Origin of the sequence: Lysinibacillus sp. Ag94 (assembly GCF_023242215.1) — a bacterium.
Lineage (GTDB): Bacteria > Bacillota > Bacilli > Bacillales_A > Planococcaceae > Lysinibacillus.
Genome location: NZ_CP096780.1, coordinates 2,414,170 through 2,433,098 on the forward strand (window position 1 = coordinate 2,414,170; position 18,929 = coordinate 2,433,098).

Below are 18,929 nucleotides of genomic sequence, written 5' to 3' on the forward strand. Positions count from 1 at the left end.
AGTTTACGTTGTTTTACGTTTCTATAATCAAGTCAGTCAAACGTTTATTTGTAACTAAATATATATAATTATGCCGACACCCAATATCACCAATCATCCTAAAGCGTGTGAAAATACGTAATATCTGCCATAAATTTTTTATTTTCTCACGCTTTCACTGATTACTATTTTTTGGCGTCGGACTGTATTTTTTGTAATGTTTTATCGAATTTCATTTTTTCATAATTCATAAAATGCAATCAAACTACCTTTGAAAAATTTTCGTCACTAAAGCTTTTTCACGATTGGTTTTAGCCATCCTTTATTAACATCACCTCCACATTTTATACTTTTATCAGCTAAATGAAAAAGTTAAAACTTTTTATAAATAAGAATGTTTTCCAACTTATTCCATAGAGTTAACAATTTTAACTACACCATCCATAGTAATTTTTTTACTGCTCTCTTTATCAATCATAAAAGTGTATCCAAGTTCTTTCTTTTCAATTACAAACACATCAAAATCACTGTGATTATAATAAAGTAATTCATTACCATCCTCTAAACGTATTTTTTTAGAATCATTTGAAGAAGGAGGCGTTTTGGAAACCAATATTTTAAAACGGGTACGTGGTGAATTCTCATCTAAATAAGAAATTTCTAAATTAGGTCCTCCTGATGCACTGCTAAAACTTCCTACAATATGTGTAAAAGTAATTGGTGGAACACGAGTTGGAAGCTCTAAATTTTTTTTTAATAAATCTTCGGTTTTTTTTATTGCTTCATTAACCTCAGTAAAACCGTTGTCTAAATAAAGTTTCTTAACATCATACGAACTTCCTTGTTTTGTTGTTTTATCTTCTGCATGAACAAGGTTACTGCTCCCAATAAACAAAAAAACAAAAAGTAATACGTATATTTTTCTCAATTCAAATTTCCTCCTATTTTAATTTATTAATTATTTCGCCTCCCGAAAAAGGATTTATATATTTCATTGCGTGTGAATAGCTTTTATTCACTGACATGTATTTTATGAATTGATTGATTATACGAATACGTACTTTCAGACACCTTTAAATTACACACATCGCAGGTTAATGCTCGATTTCTTTCGTAATATAGTCGATTAACTTTTATCTTCTATATTTGCACGAATAAAGTCATAGAAGTTCTTGTTTTAAACGAAGTTTTCCCTCCTGGTGGCCGCTTCATGTACAGTTAACTCTCCATTTCTTTCAATGCACTAATTATTATAGAAATAATTTTCTGTTGTGCATTCTCCGCTTCAGGGATTGGCATAACAACAAACACATGATTCATTTTAGGATAAACAAAAGTATCGATTTCAATTCCCTGTTCTGTTAGCTTTTCATCAAGTCTAATTGCATCTGGATATAAACATTCATGTGTTCCAATAAAATGAGTAATCTTCCCAAGTCCTTTAAAGTCACCGTATATCGGACTGATCAACGAGTCTTGTACATTTTTATCAGCTGCCCAAATCTTTGTAATGACTTCCATTCCTTCTCTAGCTAACATCGGATCCTTTTCTTCATATTCAGCTATATGAGGATTTTCAAAACTCATATCAACACATGCAGACAATAAAATAATATCTTTTGGTTGCGGCAAATGATTCATTTTTAAAAGATGAGCCAGCGCAAGTGCTATATTGCCGCCTGCCGAATCTCCCATGATGGTCAATTGCTTGGTACTTTCAACAGTTTCAAGTATTTCTTTATAAAGGTTTAGAATTTTCGGATAAGTATCTTTATAGTTAAAATGAGGTACTTTAGGGTAAATAGGAGTAATTATTTTCGCATTTAAAGATTGCGCTATTTTATCCAAGAACCACCAGTGAAAATTTAAAGGTTGATTCGTCCAAGCACCACCATGTATATATAGAATAACTTTTTGCTTCAGGGACTCTTGGTCATTTAATGTGAAAACCTGCATGCCCTCGAATGATTGCTCCTTAACATCATTTAAAAATTGAACATCGTCCCCAATAACATATGGTTTTATATTTTCAGATCCCATTTGCTTAACAAACTTTTCGGTGTTTTCAATACTAGAAAAACTCTTTTTATTACTTTCGGAAGTTAACAATTTTTCAAATTGAACGCTTTCTTCAGAACGTTCCCCGGTATAAATTTCTACACTCATTTTTCATTTTCTCTCCTTTAAACATTTTTCTTGTTCATCTTGTTGTTTCATAACAGGATATGATTGGAGATAGCCATGTATCTTATTATCAAAAGTTTTTAACAACTTGGATAGAATGTCTTAATGGAACGGAGGCGTTTTTGATCTATACTGCATCGTGTACAGTATAAAGGTTGAACTATGCTTCAACGTCAAAATAAAAAATTTTAAAATCCTTTTTCCATCTCGTAAAAAAGTGAGCATGAGCCTCCATTTCAACTATTATAACAAAGGTATCCCCTGAATTTTTCCATTTTGCACATAATAGCCATGTTTCTTTTAGGCTGTTTTCTAATAAATTAATGGATGATCAACTATTTACCTAGACCTACAATCATCGTTTACATTTGCATTATGTGGATTTCCATTCATATTGAATATCAGCTAAATTTTCTTCATTTTCGTGTCCTCTACCTATGATTGCAAATCCTTGTTTTTCATAAAATCGTTGTGCATTTATATTTACTTCAAAAGTGTGTAATGTTAATCTCCCGCTTGATTGTGCTTTTACTTTATCTAGTAATGTATGACCTATTCCGATTCCTTGATAATCTATATGAATATATAGTTGATTTATTTCCCATTCATTATAGGCAATCATTCCAACTACTTTTTCATCAATTAACGCTAAATCTATTTGAAACTGTTCAGATAATATATGGTTTAAAAAATAAAGGTGACTTTCAAAGCTGTGAATTTCTTTCTGACCAATAGCCTGTTCCTTACTATCTCGCCACATATCCACTGTTTGTTCAGCGTATTTGGGATTATACTGAGTAATAATCATTTTGTATCGGTTCACTACAATACCTCCTCAAGTTTTGTTTACTGCTTTCTATATTATTTTCCTGAGGTAAATTCGATGAATAGTACCTGTTGCAGGTATTTTAGCATTTATAAAACTTTTTGCTAGTTTCTTTTATAAACAGCTCCGTTAGCTATCCATGAAGCGCAAAGGGAGTTGAAAAGCAAAAAACAGCCTTCTTTTATTTGTAGTTGCTTTATCTCTTAATGTTCCTGTATGTAACTGACTGACTTCCCTCTTTAGCTCGATTCACCAAAATAGGAACGCACGTTCGCAACCCCGTAAAATTAGCATTTTTCTTGAAAAATTTTAAAAAAGACAGCGAGCTTTGCATTCACGCTAAGATCAATTTCGTGTTGAAAGTATAGTTGACACCCACCCCAATCATCCCTAAACTTCTATGAGATTTGCGTGCCTCAGGTATGTGCTTTGCCTTCTGATTCCGCGATACCACAGATCCATTGCTATCGGCTAACCATCCCTTCTATCTTCCCGCTTCTGAACCTTTCATCCTAGAGTTCCTACGTATGCCGAGCTTACATTGAAAAAGAGACGCATTTCTTCGCCTCTAACTATCTTCCCAAAAGCTGACTATCCTTTTTTTATAAACGTTGCCCTCGATTTATTGTTTCAAGTAACAGCCAAAAATAGTCTGTATTCTTGTCCTCGTCAAAAATCCAACTTAGAAAGTCCACCTGAATACTGTTCTTCTTCCTATTCTAGGTCTTTGCTTACTTAGCTTTGTTTTAAATACCGACATTGTTAAGCGCTGTGAATCGGAGTTGCCGAATAGGAATGATAAAAAAAGAAGCGTAACTATCAAAAAAAGCGCAAGCTATCAATGTTGCTAAAATTGATTTCTTGTGCTTTTTAAGGTTTTAACTTATCCGTCTCTTGTTTATGTAGCTATCAAGAGCCTTAGTGTATTATACGTGTGCCTGCTTTTCCTTCTAATGCAGCAACCGCTTGATCTAATGAACAAATAATTGCCTCTTTGCCTAGTTTTGCAAATTCGATAGCTGCTTGCATCTTTGGTAACATACTACCTGCTGGGAATTGGCCTTCTGCAACGTATTGTTCAGCTTCTTTTATGGTAATTTGGCTTAATTTTTGTTCATTTTCTTTCCCAAAATTGATATAGACATTTGGGACATCTGTTAACATCATGAAAACATCGGCATTCACTTGTTGTGCAAGTTTTAATCCTGAACGATCTTTATCAATGACTGCTTCAATACCATGTAATTGACCACTGTCTTCACGATATACAGGTATTCCGCCACCACCAGATGAAATAACAATCGTTTCATCAATTAAACGTTTAATTTCATCTATACCATGAATCACTTGTGGTTCTGGTGAAGGGACAACGCGTCTATATCCACGACCTGCATCTTCTGCCATAGTAAAGCCTTGTTCTTCTAAACGCTGCGCTTCTTCTTCCGAGAAAAATACACCAATTGGTTTAGTCGGATTTTTAAAGGCTTGATCACCCTTGTCCACTTCAACCATTGTTAGCAATGTAACCACATTTGCATGAATGTCTCGTTCTTTAATATGGTTTTTTAAAGCAGTTTCCATCATATAACCGATGAAACCTTGTGATTCTGCGTTACAAACATGGATTGGTAGTGGTTCGACTACATGTTTAGCAGCTTCGTTTTGGGCAATGATATTTCCCACTTGTGGGCCATTGCCGTGTGTAATGACAATTTTATGCCCCGCTTCCTTCATTTCTATCATATGACGAGTTGCAGACACTACATTTTTGAATTGATTATCATAGGTTGCTTTTTGTTGAGGCTGTAAAATTGCGTTACCGCCCAATGCAATAACTACACTCTTTCCCATTTCTTTCACTCCTTCATTAACGACATGTAAATGCCATATAACGTATCCATCCCAGATGAAGAGCCAACTTCAATAAGGCTTTTCAAGCTTTCTAAGGATGGATCGTGCTGTAATGCTGTAATCTTCGAACTAAATACACCATCTAGAGCACATGTTAAAAAGCGCTTACTGACAATGGTCGTTAAAGGTTCCTTGATTAAAGCTTTTAAAGTATCAAGATGTTTATGTTCGATAAAATTATTTAGAAAATGCCCGTACAATATGCCGACTAGTATATCGTCACCAGTTGGTGTTAAACCTTGTCCACGTCCAATAAAATAACGGAATAACTTCTCAAGATTTTGGGTTGGATCATGTAATCTATCGATCAAGGCCAACACACGTGCTCGTTCAAAATCTGTTGATTCATAGGATGTAAATGAAATGCATTCGAAATTTTCTTTTAGTCTATTGATATTTGCATGATCAAAATCCATATATAACGGCAGTATTTTTACATTAAACACCAGTTCAAAACAGTTATGAAAGAGTCGATTAGTGTGAAATGTTAATGTATCGCCCACTCTTATATAGGACTTTATCGTTTGTTTAGTTTGATGATCAAGCAAGATGCCGAATGGAAATGTCCCATTTTCGTCGGTACCAGCAAATAGCAATTCGCCATGTCGATCAACCATATTCAAACCTTTTTCAAAAATACTGTGCACGGTAAAGGTGTTTCCTTCATTCAATACTTCAAGTGCGATTGGACCAACCGCACTTGCTTGTAAAATCATCCTTTAAAACCTAGCTTTTCAGCATATGCTGTGATGGCTTTCTCAAAACATTCGATTGGCGGGTGTACTGTACCGGCACCAATTTGTCCATAACCCGCAATTTTATGGGCAATCCCTGTATTGATGACAGGTGTTATTCCGGTTTCTACAACTTTCCGTGCATCGATCCCTAAACATGCGCCTCTGAAGTCCCATGTTGGAATAATATAGTTCGGGTTTTCGCCGATACAAATTTCTGTCATTTGATTACTTATTTCAAGCGCATCATTAAATCCTCCTGTACCAACGAAGCGTGTAACTGCAGGTGCCGCAATCATCGCCATGCCGCCAACACCGATTGTTTCTGTAATCGCTGAATCGCCAATATCTGTGTTAGCATCTTCTGCTGAATAACCAGTGAAGTATAATCCTTGCGGGGTATTAACAGGACCAGTAAACCATTCGTCTCCCATACCCGCAATACGGATACCAAAGTTTTCACCGTTACGGCACATTGCGGTAACAACTGTACCGTGTTCGATAGTACGTGCTGCATCCATGATTGCTTTACCAGTCGCCATAGCAATATTTAAGAAAAATTGGTCTGTGTCAGCTAAGAATTGGATTACTTCTGTACGTTGTTCTTTTTCTACGTCTTCTAATGATGCAATGACTGGAGATAGTTCTTTTAAAAATGCAAGTGAAGCTGCAATATTACGCTGGTGGAACTCATCGCCCATTGCAATAGCTTTAGCAATCAATACGTTGACATTCAAGCCTTCATCAAATGTTTTTAAGGCTTTACTTAATACAGGACCTAGCACATCTTTCATCCAATGTAAACGATTGATGACTTGCTCATTGTAGGCGCCAAAGCGTAAAACGGCTCCAATGCCCTCGTTCATTTGACAGTACGCTTCATTACCATTTTCTTTGTTTACAACAACGAGTACTGGCATGTTAGGTGAAGTGATACCACCCATTGGTCCAACAGCATTCACATGGTGACATGGAATAAATGTGATCTTTTCGCTTTCCAGTAATTCACGTGCATTCTTTTCGTCTTCTGCCCATCCTTCAAAAAGGATTGCGCCAACACAGGAACCTTGCATAGGATCTGTCATATTTTCATATTTAATAGGAGGCCCAGCGTGTAATAACACATAGTCTTCTAGTTCAGGAATCACAGATTTCGCAGGTACAACATCCGTTAAGAATGGTGCTGCTGCTATGATCTTCTGGATAACGGCTTCGTTCGCTTCATTTATTGTTTTGTAACCCATTAGATTGTACCTCCTTCATAATAGTTTAAGAATTGAAGTACTTTCATTAACTTCTCATCGCCACCAGCAATTGGACGCCAGTTAAATTGAACACATTCGGAGCCACTGTTTTGAAGAGCTTCCGTAAAGCTTTTTAGCCCAATATTGATGACACTTGGTTTCATATTAATGAAGGACATAATTTTCTCATCGACTGCCAAGTTTTCTTCTGTATAATCAAATTTTTGTACATCAACGATTGGTTGTTCCACTGTACCGCCTACAAGTTGGATAGCTGTGCGAACCATTTGATCGTTTGTCTTACAAATAATTGCACCACTCTCTTTTAAAATCTCAATTTGTTTATCATAACCTTGGATGTCCTGTGCTGTACCAACAACTGTTGCAAGTACTGCAAGTTGACGACCATCTTGACGTGCACTGTCCAAAATACGTTTGATTGTTGGTGCTAGTTCACTAGCCATATCTTCATGACCGCCGTTACCAATCACGTTATCAATCATAATGACTGCTGTTCCAGGGTCGTCCATAGATTTTTCAAGCATTTCGATACGTTTTTCAGGATCAATCATCGGATGTGGTTTACCTTTTGTATATACATCATCACCTAAATCAATGATTTCATGATTGTTTGTTTTTAAAACATAGCTTTCACTTTTCTCTGTAGTCATTGTATCTTTGAAAGCATCTCTCACTAACATCGCTGCTTCAGATGCTAATGTACCGCCTGAATAATAACCTTTAATACCAACTTGTGATTCTTTTAATACAACGTTTACATCAGCTGTTGTCGGTTCAAAATTTGGTTTGTCACCGTTTGATAATTGGACAGCTACAACCGCTGCTTCTTCAAGTGTATAAGCATGATAGATGTTCTCTTCTTGGTAAGAAGGTTTGTCACCTAAAAATAACGTTACAACTGGTTTGTTAATATTTCTTAATAGGTTTAATACTTTGCGCTGTACTTCCTCTGCAGGTGGTTTAGAAATCACGGTAATGACTTTTACTTTCGGATCTTGGTTTAACGCTTTGATGCTATCTAACATCGTGATCGCACCAACTTCCGTTGATAGATCACGTCCACCTGTACCAAGTGCGTTTGTCACACCTTTTCCATAACGGTCAATAATTGTTGTTACTTCTTGGATCCCTGTACCTGATGCACCAACAATACCAATATCGCCTTCGTTTACGTTATTGGTAAAGGCAAGAGGTACGCCGTGAATAAGTGCCGTACCACAGTCTGGACCCATCACTAATAACCCTTTTTCATGCGCTTTTTGTTTCAATTTCACTTCGTCTTCTTTAGAAACATTGTCACTGAACATAAACACATGTAAGCCTTCGTTCAACGCGTTTTCCGCTTCCATCGCTGCATATTGACCAGGAATTGAAATTAATGCTAAGTTCGGCTTGTTCGCAAGCTCCATTGCACGTTTCCAGTTGTGAGCTTCTTGATCTTTAGACGTATTTTGTGAATCCGAATCACCTTTTAAAGCAATTTCTACTTCTTCTTTCACTTCGTCTACTTTTTCTTCTTGCTCTGTATCTACAACGATAACGATATCATTTGGCTTTGCTTTTTCTAATTCATCCGTGCCTAAGCCAGAAGATTTAAAAATGTCTTTGTTCGCTGGTGTTCCCATCATGATCGATACTTTGTTTACACCATCAATTGCAGACAACTTGTTGGATAAAAGCATTAACACGATGGAGTCTTTATAAGTGTTTTCTTTTATAATTGTGTATAACATGATGATCCTCCAATTTATTATTCTGCAAATCTATTTTTTCCGTGATAACGATCGTAATGAACGTCGTCTGACACAAGGTAGTTGTAAATATCGTCTACGATTTCAATACCTTCCTTATCATATTCCTGACTTCTTAATATACCGCGTTCACCTGGATAATAAATTTCTCCATAGCCCTCTGCGGCTGGCTGTGTTTTTAATTCATTGAGCATTGTTGTAATTTGTAGTTTGAAAGCATCTAAATCTGTGAAATAGGCAGGGTTAATCACGATATGAAGTTGACCTAAATCACGCCCTTTTGTTAAGTCCTGATACATGGAAGACACATGTATACCATGTGGGACTCCAAGAAGGCTACCTGATAAAATATCCACCATCATCATTAATCCATACCCTTTTGGACCTGAAATCGGTAAGAGTGCATGAACATCTCTTGCATTCGTAGTTGGTGCACCAGTTGCATCTACTGCCCATGTATCTGGAATCGATTCATTTTTACTTCTTGCGTCTAAGATTTTGCCCCATGCTTGGACAGTTGTCGCCATATCGAATGTGATGATACGATCATCAGCGGATGGTGCACTAAAGGCAATTGGATTTGTACCAAAGTAAGGCTCAGTTCCTCCAAATGGCACGACCATTGGATCTGATTGACACATACTTAAGGCAACCATATCTTGCTCCGCCGCCATTTCAACAAAGTAACCTAATGCACCACTATGCGAAATATGTTTCATACCAACAACGGCAATACCCGATTTTTTTGCCATTTCAATTGCTTTTTCCATCGCTTGTTTTGCAACTTGGTGACCTGGACCATTATCTCCATTAAAGACCGCAGATGCTGGACCTGTTTGTTCAAATGTATAGTTTGGATTTGCTGTTATGCCACCTTTTGCAATGCGTTCAGAATAGTATTCAACACGTACGGCACCATGGGAGTGAATGCCTCTATGATCGGCGTATGTTAATACATCTGCAACATCATGTGCCGCTCCTTCATTTAATCCCGCTTTCATAAACTTTTGTTTCATTAAATTAAATAGTTCTTCTCTAGATACACGCATCTTTTTTACTCCTTATATAATTAATATTTTGTGTCAGATTCTAAATAATTTAGAATGTATGTTTGAATATCTTTTGTAACTAAGATGCCTAATTTATCTTTGGATAACTATCGGAGATCCTATACTCACTTTTATAAATCAATATCTCTGTTTGCATCTTTAGAATAAATGTATGAGAATGGTTCATCTAAACCGATTGCATAGGTTGCTTGCGGTACATAAGCACCCATAAAGATATAGTCACCTTTATCAACTGGCATCCATTCGTTGTCTAAGTTGTACATGCCTCGTCCACTTAAAACATAAGCGCCATGTTCTTGAACGTGTGTTTCAATGTAACCATGTGAAGCACCTGGCTTGAACGAAAGAATATGAATGTTCATGTCATATCCAATTTCTTTTGGTAATAAGTCTTGAATTAATACTTCTTTCATACCTTCATATGCCTCTTGTTCGATGTCGTTCACATTCCCTGTAACAACTTCTGGAGTATACCCTTTAAGAGGTTGTCCTTTAAGAGGTTGATAACGTTTTTTGTATAAGAATAAGCGGCTATCTTCACCGTTATTATTATTTTCAAACGTCAACTGTAAGTGTGGGGGTACATATAAATACCCACCTTCTGTTAATTCGTATCTTTTACCATCTGCAAAAGCATTGATTTTGCCATAAACAACGTATACAAATGATTGAATACCATCACCAGCGAAACCAGCTTTGTTTCCACCTTGGTTTTTTACTGTTACTAAATAATCTACAAATCTTGCACCTAAACGTGGAGATCCTAAGATTGTTACATCACAATCTTTAAAGCCAGGTACAACATTATTAACTAGGCCGTCTGGTGTGATTACCGCGTAATTGTCTTTCTTAATGACAGAACGTGTTTCTAATAAACCTTCTCTGTATCCTTGAACTTGATTTAAGTAACCCATAAGTATCTGGCTCCTTTTTCTTTATTTTTATTCTTTATATGCTAGTTCATAAAGTACATCGCTTAATACTTCAATACCTTTAACAAGATCTTCTATCTTCGTCTCTTCACTAATGTTGTGACTAATTCCACCAATAGAAGGTACAAACAACATCGCCGTTGGAACATATTGAGCAAAAATTTGTGAGTCATGTCCTGCACCGGATGGCATCACTTTATATTGATCACCTACATTATTCTTTGCTGCTTGTTCAATGATTTGAACGATTTCTTTGTCCATCAATGTTGGTGCCTCATCCATCCATAAATTAATATCATACGTCATGCTATTTGCTTCAGCGACTAATTTAATTTTGTTTTCGATTTCTGCTGCAAAATCATTTAATAGTTGCTGATCAATATGACGACAATCTATTGAGAACGTAATTTCACCAGGAACTACATTTACTGTGTTTGGTACAAGTGTGACATGACCGAACGTTAACACAAGTGGTTCCCCAATTTCTCTAGCACGTTTTGTTAAGTCCGAAACAATTTCACTATAGGCAACAACTGTATCACGACGTAATGACATGGGCGTAGTGCCAGCGTGGTTTGCTTCACCTTTTAAATTGATCGTGAAGCGTTTTTGACCGACGATTCCATTGACAACACCGATTGTTTTATGTTCTGTCTCTAACACTTTACCTTGTTCAATATGAATTTCAACAAATGCTTTGATGTCATTACGAACGTCAGTCGTTTTCCGATAATCAAAACCTGATTTACGCATCGCATCTTCGAACTTAATACCCTCAGCATCTTCAATTGTGTCAACATCCGATTTTTTTGCTAAGTTAAAGAAGTTTTTGCTACCCCAAAATGTGTAAGGGAATCGACTACCTTCTTCTTCTGCAAGCGATAATACTTCTAATGATCGTAGTGGTTGACCATATTTTTCTTTTAAATATTTCACAGCAACAAGTGCAGATAAGATACCGAATTGACCATCCAGATGCCCACCTTCAACAACTGTGTCGATGTGTGATCCTGTCAAAATTGTTTCTTTTGGATATTTACTTCCAACAAGACGCCCAGATAAGTTCCCGATGTCGTCAAAGCTTGCTTCTAATCCTTCTTCTTTGAATGTTTTTTCCAGCTCACGAACCGCATCATTCCATTCTTGAGAATATAAAAGGCGTGTAATTCCACCTTGTTCTAAGCCCCCAAAACCTGTGAATTTCTTATCTAAAGCTTCAAACGTTAATTGAATATCCATTACTCTTTCACTCCTTCCTCTAATACACTTTTATTATAGGACCATACTCACAACCATTCATTGACAGAACAAACAATTATGGAAGCTCTTTTTATGCACTATCAACAAATATATGTTGGATAAAGGTTCAAAAGCTGGATCAGAGGTAAACGCCGAGCACGAAAAATGAATACCGTTAGCTATCGATTATGTATAGGCTACTAAGTAGTCGTACGTACGGAGCAAGTTCCAGCTTTTTTTATACAACTCCATCAGCATTCAAAAATAGCTGAAGGAAGCGAATTTATCTTTATTAAAAAATACCGCATAGTAAATCAATGTGAAAACTCTGATTTACCATGCGGTTTAGTTCATTTTTTAATTATTTTAAGATAAATGATAAGCCAAATGTCATGATACATATGAGAAGTAGCAAGCCTAAGCTGTACCGTAATGTATATTGGAAGATTTTTGACTCGTTCCCAGTCTCATTAACGGCTGCTGCTGCAATAGCGATAGATTGTGGTGAAATCAATTTTGCCACGCTACCTCCAGCTGTATTGGCTGCCATTAACAAAGAGGGTGATATACCGACTTGCGTCCCAGTAACCACCTGTAAGCTACCAAATAACGCGTTATTATTAACAACAGATCCAGTGAGAAAGACACCAATCCATCCTAATACTGGACTTACAAATGGAAAGAAGTCACCGGTTTTTGCAAGTGCAAGTCCCAAAGAAGTACTAAGACCCGAGAAGTCCGAGAGATTTGCAAAAGCCATTACAAGAACGATCGTAAAAATTGGTAACCACAATTCTTTAATGGTGCCACCGAGCAAATTAACGGTTTGATTTATGTTTAACGCAGGAAATAGAATACTTGTTAAAATAATTGTCACTAGAATCGCTGTTCCTGTTGCTGATACAAAGTTAAGATTTAAGATTGCTGGCATAGGTATTTCTTCGGTTACTATTGGCGGTGTACGCATGACTTGATCATGTAACCCTGGGATTTTCAAGGCAACGTTTGTAAAATTAAGTGCACCATCTGCTGCAAATAAATTTTTAAATGTAGGGAGGCTCCAAATGGCTATAACACCAGTGAGTAAATAAAATGGTGACCATGCTACCATGATTTCTCTCATAGAGTAGTTTTTTAAATTTCCTGTTGCTTCTACACCAGGCTCATGATAAATCGTTTTAGGCTGCCATCTTCTTAAAAATACTGCCAAAATTATCATACTAGCTAAAGAAGGGATAATATTCGCAAGCTCCGGCCCGATAACAGTAATCGTTAGTAATTGAAGCCCCGAAAATGCGCCACTGACGATTAAAATTGCTGGGAATATTTCTTTTATTCCTTTGAGCCCATCTAGAATAAAGATGAGGATAAACGGAACGAGAAATGAAATTAACGGTAACATAAATGCTGTCATTCTAGAAAGATCTAAAATTTCCATACCACCTACTTGAGCACCTGTAATAACTGGAATTCCAACTGTACCGAATGCACCTGTAGAGGCATTAGCAATTAGGCAAAGTCCAGCAGCTTTAATTGGTTTAAAACCAAGAGTCACAAGTAATGCTGCACAAATAGCGATTGGGACACCTAATCCTGCTGCGCCTTCTAAGAAAGCATTAAAGCAAAAGCCAATTAGCAATAGTTGAAGACGTTGATCCTCTGTAATACTAGCTATACTACCACGTACTGTTTCAAATTTTCCGGCTTTAACTGAAATCTTGTACAACCAAACAGCCATAATAACGATATATCCGATTGGCCATAGCGCTTTGCCTGTACCGAGAAGAATTGCCCCTAAGGCTTTCGTAATGGGCATTCCGAAGAATCCGACGGTAATAATAAGGGTAAAGCCTAATGTTAATGCTGCTGCATAAACCCCTTTTAATTTAAAGACTGTTAAACTTAGTAGAAATAGAAGAATGGGAAGGAAGGCTATGATTCCACTCACTATTTCGTTTCCAAGTGGATCGTATTGTTGAAACCACATCGTTGTCACTTCTTTCTAAGTAGTTTATTTCTTAAAATTTGAATTGAGCTAAACTAACTTGATTGTAGATATCCATTTATGCTTAAACACGATAGACGAGTTTTTTGTTCTTCTTCGTTCATACATCGCAATTCCATAAGCATTGCACCTTTTTTCAGAGGAATAGGTATGAAACATTATATACTTATAAAGATCTTTTCAAGGTCCTCTACGTTATTTACGATGCTCCGATACAAGTATATTTAAAGCGCAACAGGACCTATTTTCTACTACTCTAAAGAGTAAGTACTTTATGCCATGTCCAAAACAATATAAACATAGATATTTAAAAGTATTCTCCCAGAATGTAGCAAGTGTTGTTCCACGTCCAATGGCATGATGTAGAAAGTCTATTTCATTCAATATCGCTTGTTTGGATAAATCACGGCTAATTATCTATTGCTTGAGAGATAAATCGACCTACTTTCTCATCTGCAACTCCTTTATCTTTGTCATAGATTTCAACACCGCGAAGGATTGTTTTCACTATCTGTGCTCCGATTTTGCGCCCAACATAAGGACTAATTTTGTGTCGGTATGCTAAGTCCTCGGCTTTTAATTCATAAGGTGCATCTTTTTTAATAAATACGAAGTCTGCATCTTTCCCTACTGTGATGCTACCTTTTTGTTCTAGATTAAAACGTCTCGCAGGGTTTGTAGCAATAATCGCTGCAAATTGAGCTAATGGCATGTTTCGTTTTTGTACACCTTCATCGAATAATATGTCTACGTTATTTTGTACACCTGCGATACCTCCCCAAGCCTCAAAGGCATTGTCCTTATCTTTCAAGTCTGGTGTACATGGTGAATGATCTGATGTTACGAATGAAATATCCCCATTAAGTACACGATTCCACATACCTTCCAAACGAGATTGTTCACGGATTGGCGGCGAACATTTTACAACTGGACCGATAGTATCTAATTCTTCTTTATAGAAATATAGATAGTGTGTACATGTTTCGCATGTAATATCGACACCTTCTTGCTGCGCTTTCACAATTTCATCTATACCTTCCTCACAAGCTACATGAACGATATGCACGCGACAACCGGTTTCTTTAGCAAATAGGATTATTTTTCGAATTGGTTCCACTTCTGTAAATACAGGTCGTGAATCTACATAAGCACGTAATGATGTTTCGCCATTTTTATATGCTAATTCGCCTAACCTATCAGTAATTTCAGCATTTTCAGCGTGAATAGATAAGATTTTACCTGTCTTCGCAATTTGTTTCATACCTTCATAAAGTGTATAGTCATCAACGTTCATGAAATCACCTTCTATAGAACGGTCACCACAGGTCGCTACAAAACATTTATAGGCAACGACACCATTGTTATCTAATTCTTGAATACCACCGTCTAAGTTAAATGGCACTAATCCACCATAGCTTGCAACATCTACGGATAATTTCCCGTCTCCAGCTGTAAATTTTTCTTTAATAGATGAGCCATTGATTGTTGCGGGTATTTGGTTTAATGGCATTTCGATAATTGTTGTTACCCCACCTTTTGCACATGCCCGTGTACCTGTATCATAACCTTCCCATTCATCGCGATAGCCTCCTCCTGGTTCCGTGATATGTACGTGTGCATCTACCATGCCTGGAGATACGATCAAGCCTTGTGCATCAATAATTTGTGCATCTTCACCTAAATCTTTACCAATTGCGGCGATTTTACCATTTTTTATGCCTATTTCGACTTCTTGCTCACCATTTTCTAGAATAACTAATCCACTTTTAATAATTAAATCGAATTGCATGAGAATCATCCTCCTCTATTTTTTTAAAACGTTTAATAATAAAAGTAAAATACCTGCTGTGAAAAATCCGATAAACCACGAAAAGTCCAAAATGACATGGAACCTCGGTATAAAACCTAATAGAGATATGAATACTCCAACGATTGTCGCAATATAAGCTTGTATATTGATTCTCACCTTTGGTCGTTCGTTGCTATTACTATCAAAATATAATTCATCGATATTGATCCTACACTTTGAAATGAAGTAGAACTTTACAATCATCACACCAGCAACCGGACCAAGAATGGCACCGATCATATTTAAAAACATGAAGATACTTTCACTATTCTCCATCATCTTCCATGGCATAGTGATAATACTTGCAATCGATGCAATCCATACTCCACGCCGATAATTTATATACTTCGGAAATAACGCACTTATTTGATAGGCCGCTGGAATAATATTACTAGTTGCATTTGTAGAAATTGTTGTCATAAGAAGTACACCTGTAGCAAAGAAGATGGCCCATACACTATCCCATTGATTGATAATATTTAGTATATTCCACTCTTGTTGACCAAAATAAATGGACCCACCAATTAAAATTGTTACACTTGAAAATGCAAACAAAATATGTGCAACAACAATACCAGAAACTTGTCCGAAAATTTGTGCTCTTGTTGATTTCGCATTTTGTGTGAAATCAGAAACGCTTGCCCCTGGAGCAGCCCAAACACCAAGTAATGAGTTAAACACTAAGATAAACGCTAAAATGGTTTGATATAAAATACTACCCTCCGAACTCAGTTCATAGCTCAAAATTTTATTGAGTCCACCACCAACTTTAATGCCCCAGATTGCCATTCCACCAAAAACTATATAAATCATTGGGTTTAAAATAGCAGTAAATTTATTTAAGGTTCCTCCGCCGCCAATACCAATGGCAAAGTTAATTACCCAGAATAACAAGAAAGCGATTAATCCGGGAATAGTAATACCTAAAATTGTAGTACCATCTCCAATGTCATTGAATCCCGGAAAAATTTTATTCATTAGAATCAATAAAGCTTGTGAGCCAGCAAATGTTTGTAAACCAAACCAAGCAATGCCGGCTACAACACCACGTAATACACCTGGTAATTTAGCACCTATATCACCATATGTATGCCTTAAGTGCATGGCGAATGGGATACCATATTTTGAGCCTGCGTAACCGTTTACAACAAGTAGTAAGGCAATTAAAAATGAGCTTATAACAAGTGATAACATCACTTGAAATGGTGATAAACCTAATAATAAGAAGCCACCGACAGCTGTATAATTAGGAATGTTATGCACTGCCCCCATCCACAGTGTAAAAAAGTTAAATGCGGATGAATTTCTTTGTTCAAGCAACTTTGGCATGATATCCTTGTTGTAACCGCGCTTTTCAAAAAACGAAGGATGTCGTTGGATATCCTGACCTTTTTTTAACATAATGATTCTCCTTTATTATTAATAAAGGATTATACGTATAATAACCTTCAAAAATAGTATACAATCAGTGTGATAGGTTATCTTTGTAACATCATACATATTTAATTTTTATTTTGGCTTTTTCAAACAAAGATTAGGAGAGAGTTCTTATGACAACATTAAAAGAAATAATGTCTGTACAACAATTTTCAGATTTAACATTGTTAAATGATAAAGGCGATTTAGAGAGAGTGGTAGAAATGGTCGATATTACAGAGACACCTGATATCAAAGACTTTACTGCACAACACTCATTTATCGTAACAACTGGTATGTGTTATCAAGACAATCAATCTGGATTAATTGATCTCATTAGAGAATTAAATGATATACAAGTTGCAGGCATAGGTATCAAGCTTTCCCGATTTTTAAAAAAATTAGATGATGAAGTCATAGAATTCGCAAACGAATTAAAATTTCCAGTTATTAGCATCCCTGATAGTTGGAATCTAGGATCGATTACTCATCACATCTCGTCATATATTTTAGATGAAGAAACTGAAAAATTATATTTTGCATTAGATATCCAACAAGAATTAAATACGATGCTTATGAGAGGGTTAAGTTTGGAAATGATGATTGAACGGATGAGTAGACTCCTCAGAGTTCCAGTGATGCTATTAAATCCTCTTTATCAAATTAAATCAATGAGCCATCACTTCAATCAACACCCTGAAAATGTTCAAAAAAATCTTAATTATTTTAAAAGATGTTTAAATTCCAAGCATATTACGCCTAATAATAGAGAAGCTTTCCAGGAAGAACATATTATATTTGAGGTTCCTGCATTTAAATATTTTCCTTATTATCTTATGGTTTCAAACGTCAATACGCTCAATTATCCATTTAGTTTGCTAGCTATAGAACAGGCTGTAAACACTCTCAGTCTTGCAATCTATAAAAATAGTAAAATTAAGGAAGCGGAACAACAGGATGTGGACAGATTTTTTGAATCACTCATGTCTGAACACCCTGATAACCTTATTTCTGTCAAGCAGCACCCTGAGTTTTTAAAAAAGCATCATATCCAACCATCAAATTACTATCAAGTAATAATTTGTGCGATCGATAAAGAACAAGATGTAGAAAATAATATCTATTTGAATGAGCGGTATCAAATGACTTTTGAATGGCTAACGCATAAGTTAATTGACATTGATCCCACTATCAGTATATATACGTCTCCAGGTAAGCATCGCTTTACGATACTTTTACAAACGAGACATCAATATTACTTAGATTACTGCAAATATCTCAATAAAGAGTATCAAAAGTTTTTTAATAATTCATTATCGTTTGGTATTGGTAATGAAGTCTCTGAATTCTCACAGTTACCACTATCTTATTTCGAAGCAAATGAAGCTTTTGATAATAAGTTTGAAAATGGTGAAGTAGGATTTATAGAACTCTATAAATCCAAAAGTGTAGAAGAATTATTACAACTCATACCAGCCAACAAATTAAAGCCGTTTATCACGTACACATTAGGTTCATTAGCCTATCCGAAAACAACGAAGGAAAAAGAACTAAAACATACTTTAAAAGTATATTTGGCAAACCATTGCGACCTCACAAAGACTTCAGAAGATATCTTTATTCATCGTAATACAGTAAAATATCGTATTAAAAAATGCGAAGAAATTTTAGGTCAGTCTGTCGAAGCTTCCGAAGCCTCCTTGGATATTAGATTAGCTTTATTTGCATCAGAAAAAATTACATTTTAAAAAATCCCGCTAAAAAGCTA

Annotated in this window: 14 protein-coding genes; 1 reads left to right on the top strand and 13 read right to left on the bottom strand. The window is 36.1% G+C overall.

The window, feature by feature from the left end:
* Positions 1 to 385: 385 nt before the first annotated feature.
* The 13 genes from MY533_RS11155 to MY533_RS11215 form a co-directional block, all read right to left on the bottom strand.
* Positions 386 to 907 (bottom strand): hypothetical protein, encoded by a 522-nt coding sequence (locus MY533_RS11155; RefSeq protein WP_248715988.1) that lies wholly within the window; start codon positions 905 to 907, stop codon positions 386 to 388.
* A gap of 290 nt (positions 908 to 1,197) precedes the next feature.
* Entirely contained in the window at positions 1,198 to 2,145 is a 948-nt protein-coding gene (locus tag MY533_RS11160) for an alpha/beta hydrolase fold domain-containing protein (protein ID WP_248715989.1), read from the bottom strand.
* 391 nt (positions 2,146 to 2,536) lie between these two features.
* Positions 2,537 to 2,971, bottom strand: coding sequence for a GNAT family N-acetyltransferase (locus MY533_RS11165; protein WP_371873346.1), 435 nt, complete (start codon positions 2,969 to 2,971; stop codon positions 2,537 to 2,539).
* A 936-nt stretch (positions 2,972 to 3,907) separates the two neighbouring features.
* On the bottom strand, positions 3,908 to 4,840 hold the full coding sequence (gene arcC, locus MY533_RS11170) for a carbamate kinase (RefSeq protein ID WP_248715991.1): 933 nt from the start codon (positions 4,838 to 4,840) through the stop codon (positions 3,908 to 3,910).
* Between the two features lie 5 nt (positions 4,841 to 4,845).
* The gene (locus tag MY533_RS11175; RefSeq protein WP_248715992.1) at positions 4,846 to 5,616 is read right to left on the bottom strand and encodes an oxamate carbamoyltransferase subunit AllH family protein; all 771 of its coding nucleotides are present in this window, start codon (positions 5,614 to 5,616) and stop codon (positions 4,846 to 4,848) included.
* Positions 5,613 to 6,878 (bottom strand): YlbE family protein, encoded by a 1,266-nt coding sequence (locus MY533_RS11180; RefSeq protein ID WP_248715993.1) that lies wholly within the window; start codon positions 6,876 to 6,878, stop codon positions 5,613 to 5,615. Before MY533_RS11180 ends, MY533_RS11175 begins: the two co-directional genes overlap by 4 nt.
* Positions 6,878 to 8,632, bottom strand: coding sequence for an acyl-CoA synthetase FdrA (locus MY533_RS11185; protein WP_248715994.1), 1,755 nt, complete (start codon positions 8,630 to 8,632; stop codon positions 6,878 to 6,880). The genes MY533_RS11180 and MY533_RS11185 overlap by 1 nt, the downstream gene beginning before the upstream one ends.
* Before the next feature lie 17 nt (positions 8,633 to 8,649).
* Positions 8,650 to 9,699, bottom strand: coding sequence for an ureidoglycolate dehydrogenase (allD, locus tag MY533_RS11190; RefSeq protein ID WP_248715995.1), 1,050 nt, complete (start codon positions 9,697 to 9,699; stop codon positions 8,650 to 8,652).
* A 131-nt stretch (positions 9,700 to 9,830) separates the two neighbouring features.
* A complete protein-coding gene (gene allE, locus MY533_RS11195; RefSeq protein WP_132362148.1) occupies positions 9,831 to 10,634 on the bottom strand; it encodes a (S)-ureidoglycine aminohydrolase in 804 nt (267 codons plus the stop codon).
* 27 nt (positions 10,635 to 10,661) lie between these two features.
* Positions 10,662 to 11,891, bottom strand: a complete 1,230-nt coding sequence (gene allC / locus MY533_RS11200; protein WP_248715996.1) for an allantoate deiminase — start codon at positions 11,889 to 11,891, stop codon at positions 10,662 to 10,664.
* Positions 11,892 to 12,252: 361 nt separating this feature from the next.
* Complete coding sequence (locus MY533_RS11205; RefSeq protein WP_248715997.1) at positions 12,253 to 13,878, bottom strand: lactate permease LctP family transporter; 1,626 nt, start codon at positions 13,876 to 13,878, stop codon at positions 12,253 to 12,255.
* Positions 13,879 to 14,305: 427 nt separating this feature from the next.
* Positions 14,306 to 15,685 carry an allantoinase AllB gene (gene allB, locus MY533_RS11210; protein ID WP_248715998.1) on the bottom strand — a complete coding sequence of 460 codons (1,380 nt, stop codon included), beginning with the start codon at positions 15,683 to 15,685 and terminating at the stop codon, positions 14,306 to 14,308.
* Positions 15,686 to 15,700: 15 nt separating this feature from the next.
* On the bottom strand, positions 15,701 to 17,146 hold the full coding sequence (locus tag MY533_RS11215) for an allantoin permease (protein ID WP_248715999.1): 1,446 nt from the start codon (positions 17,144 to 17,146) through the stop codon (positions 15,701 to 15,703).
* 149 nt (positions 17,147 to 17,295) lie between these two features.
* Here MY533_RS11215 and MY533_RS11220 point away from each other — a divergent pair, with 149 nt between their 5' ends.
* On the top strand, positions 17,296 to 18,909 hold the full coding sequence (locus tag MY533_RS11220; RefSeq protein WP_248716000.1) for a PucR family transcriptional regulator: 1,614 nt from the start codon (positions 17,296 to 17,298) through the stop codon (positions 18,907 to 18,909).
* Positions 18,910 to 18,929: the final 20 nt, after the last annotated feature.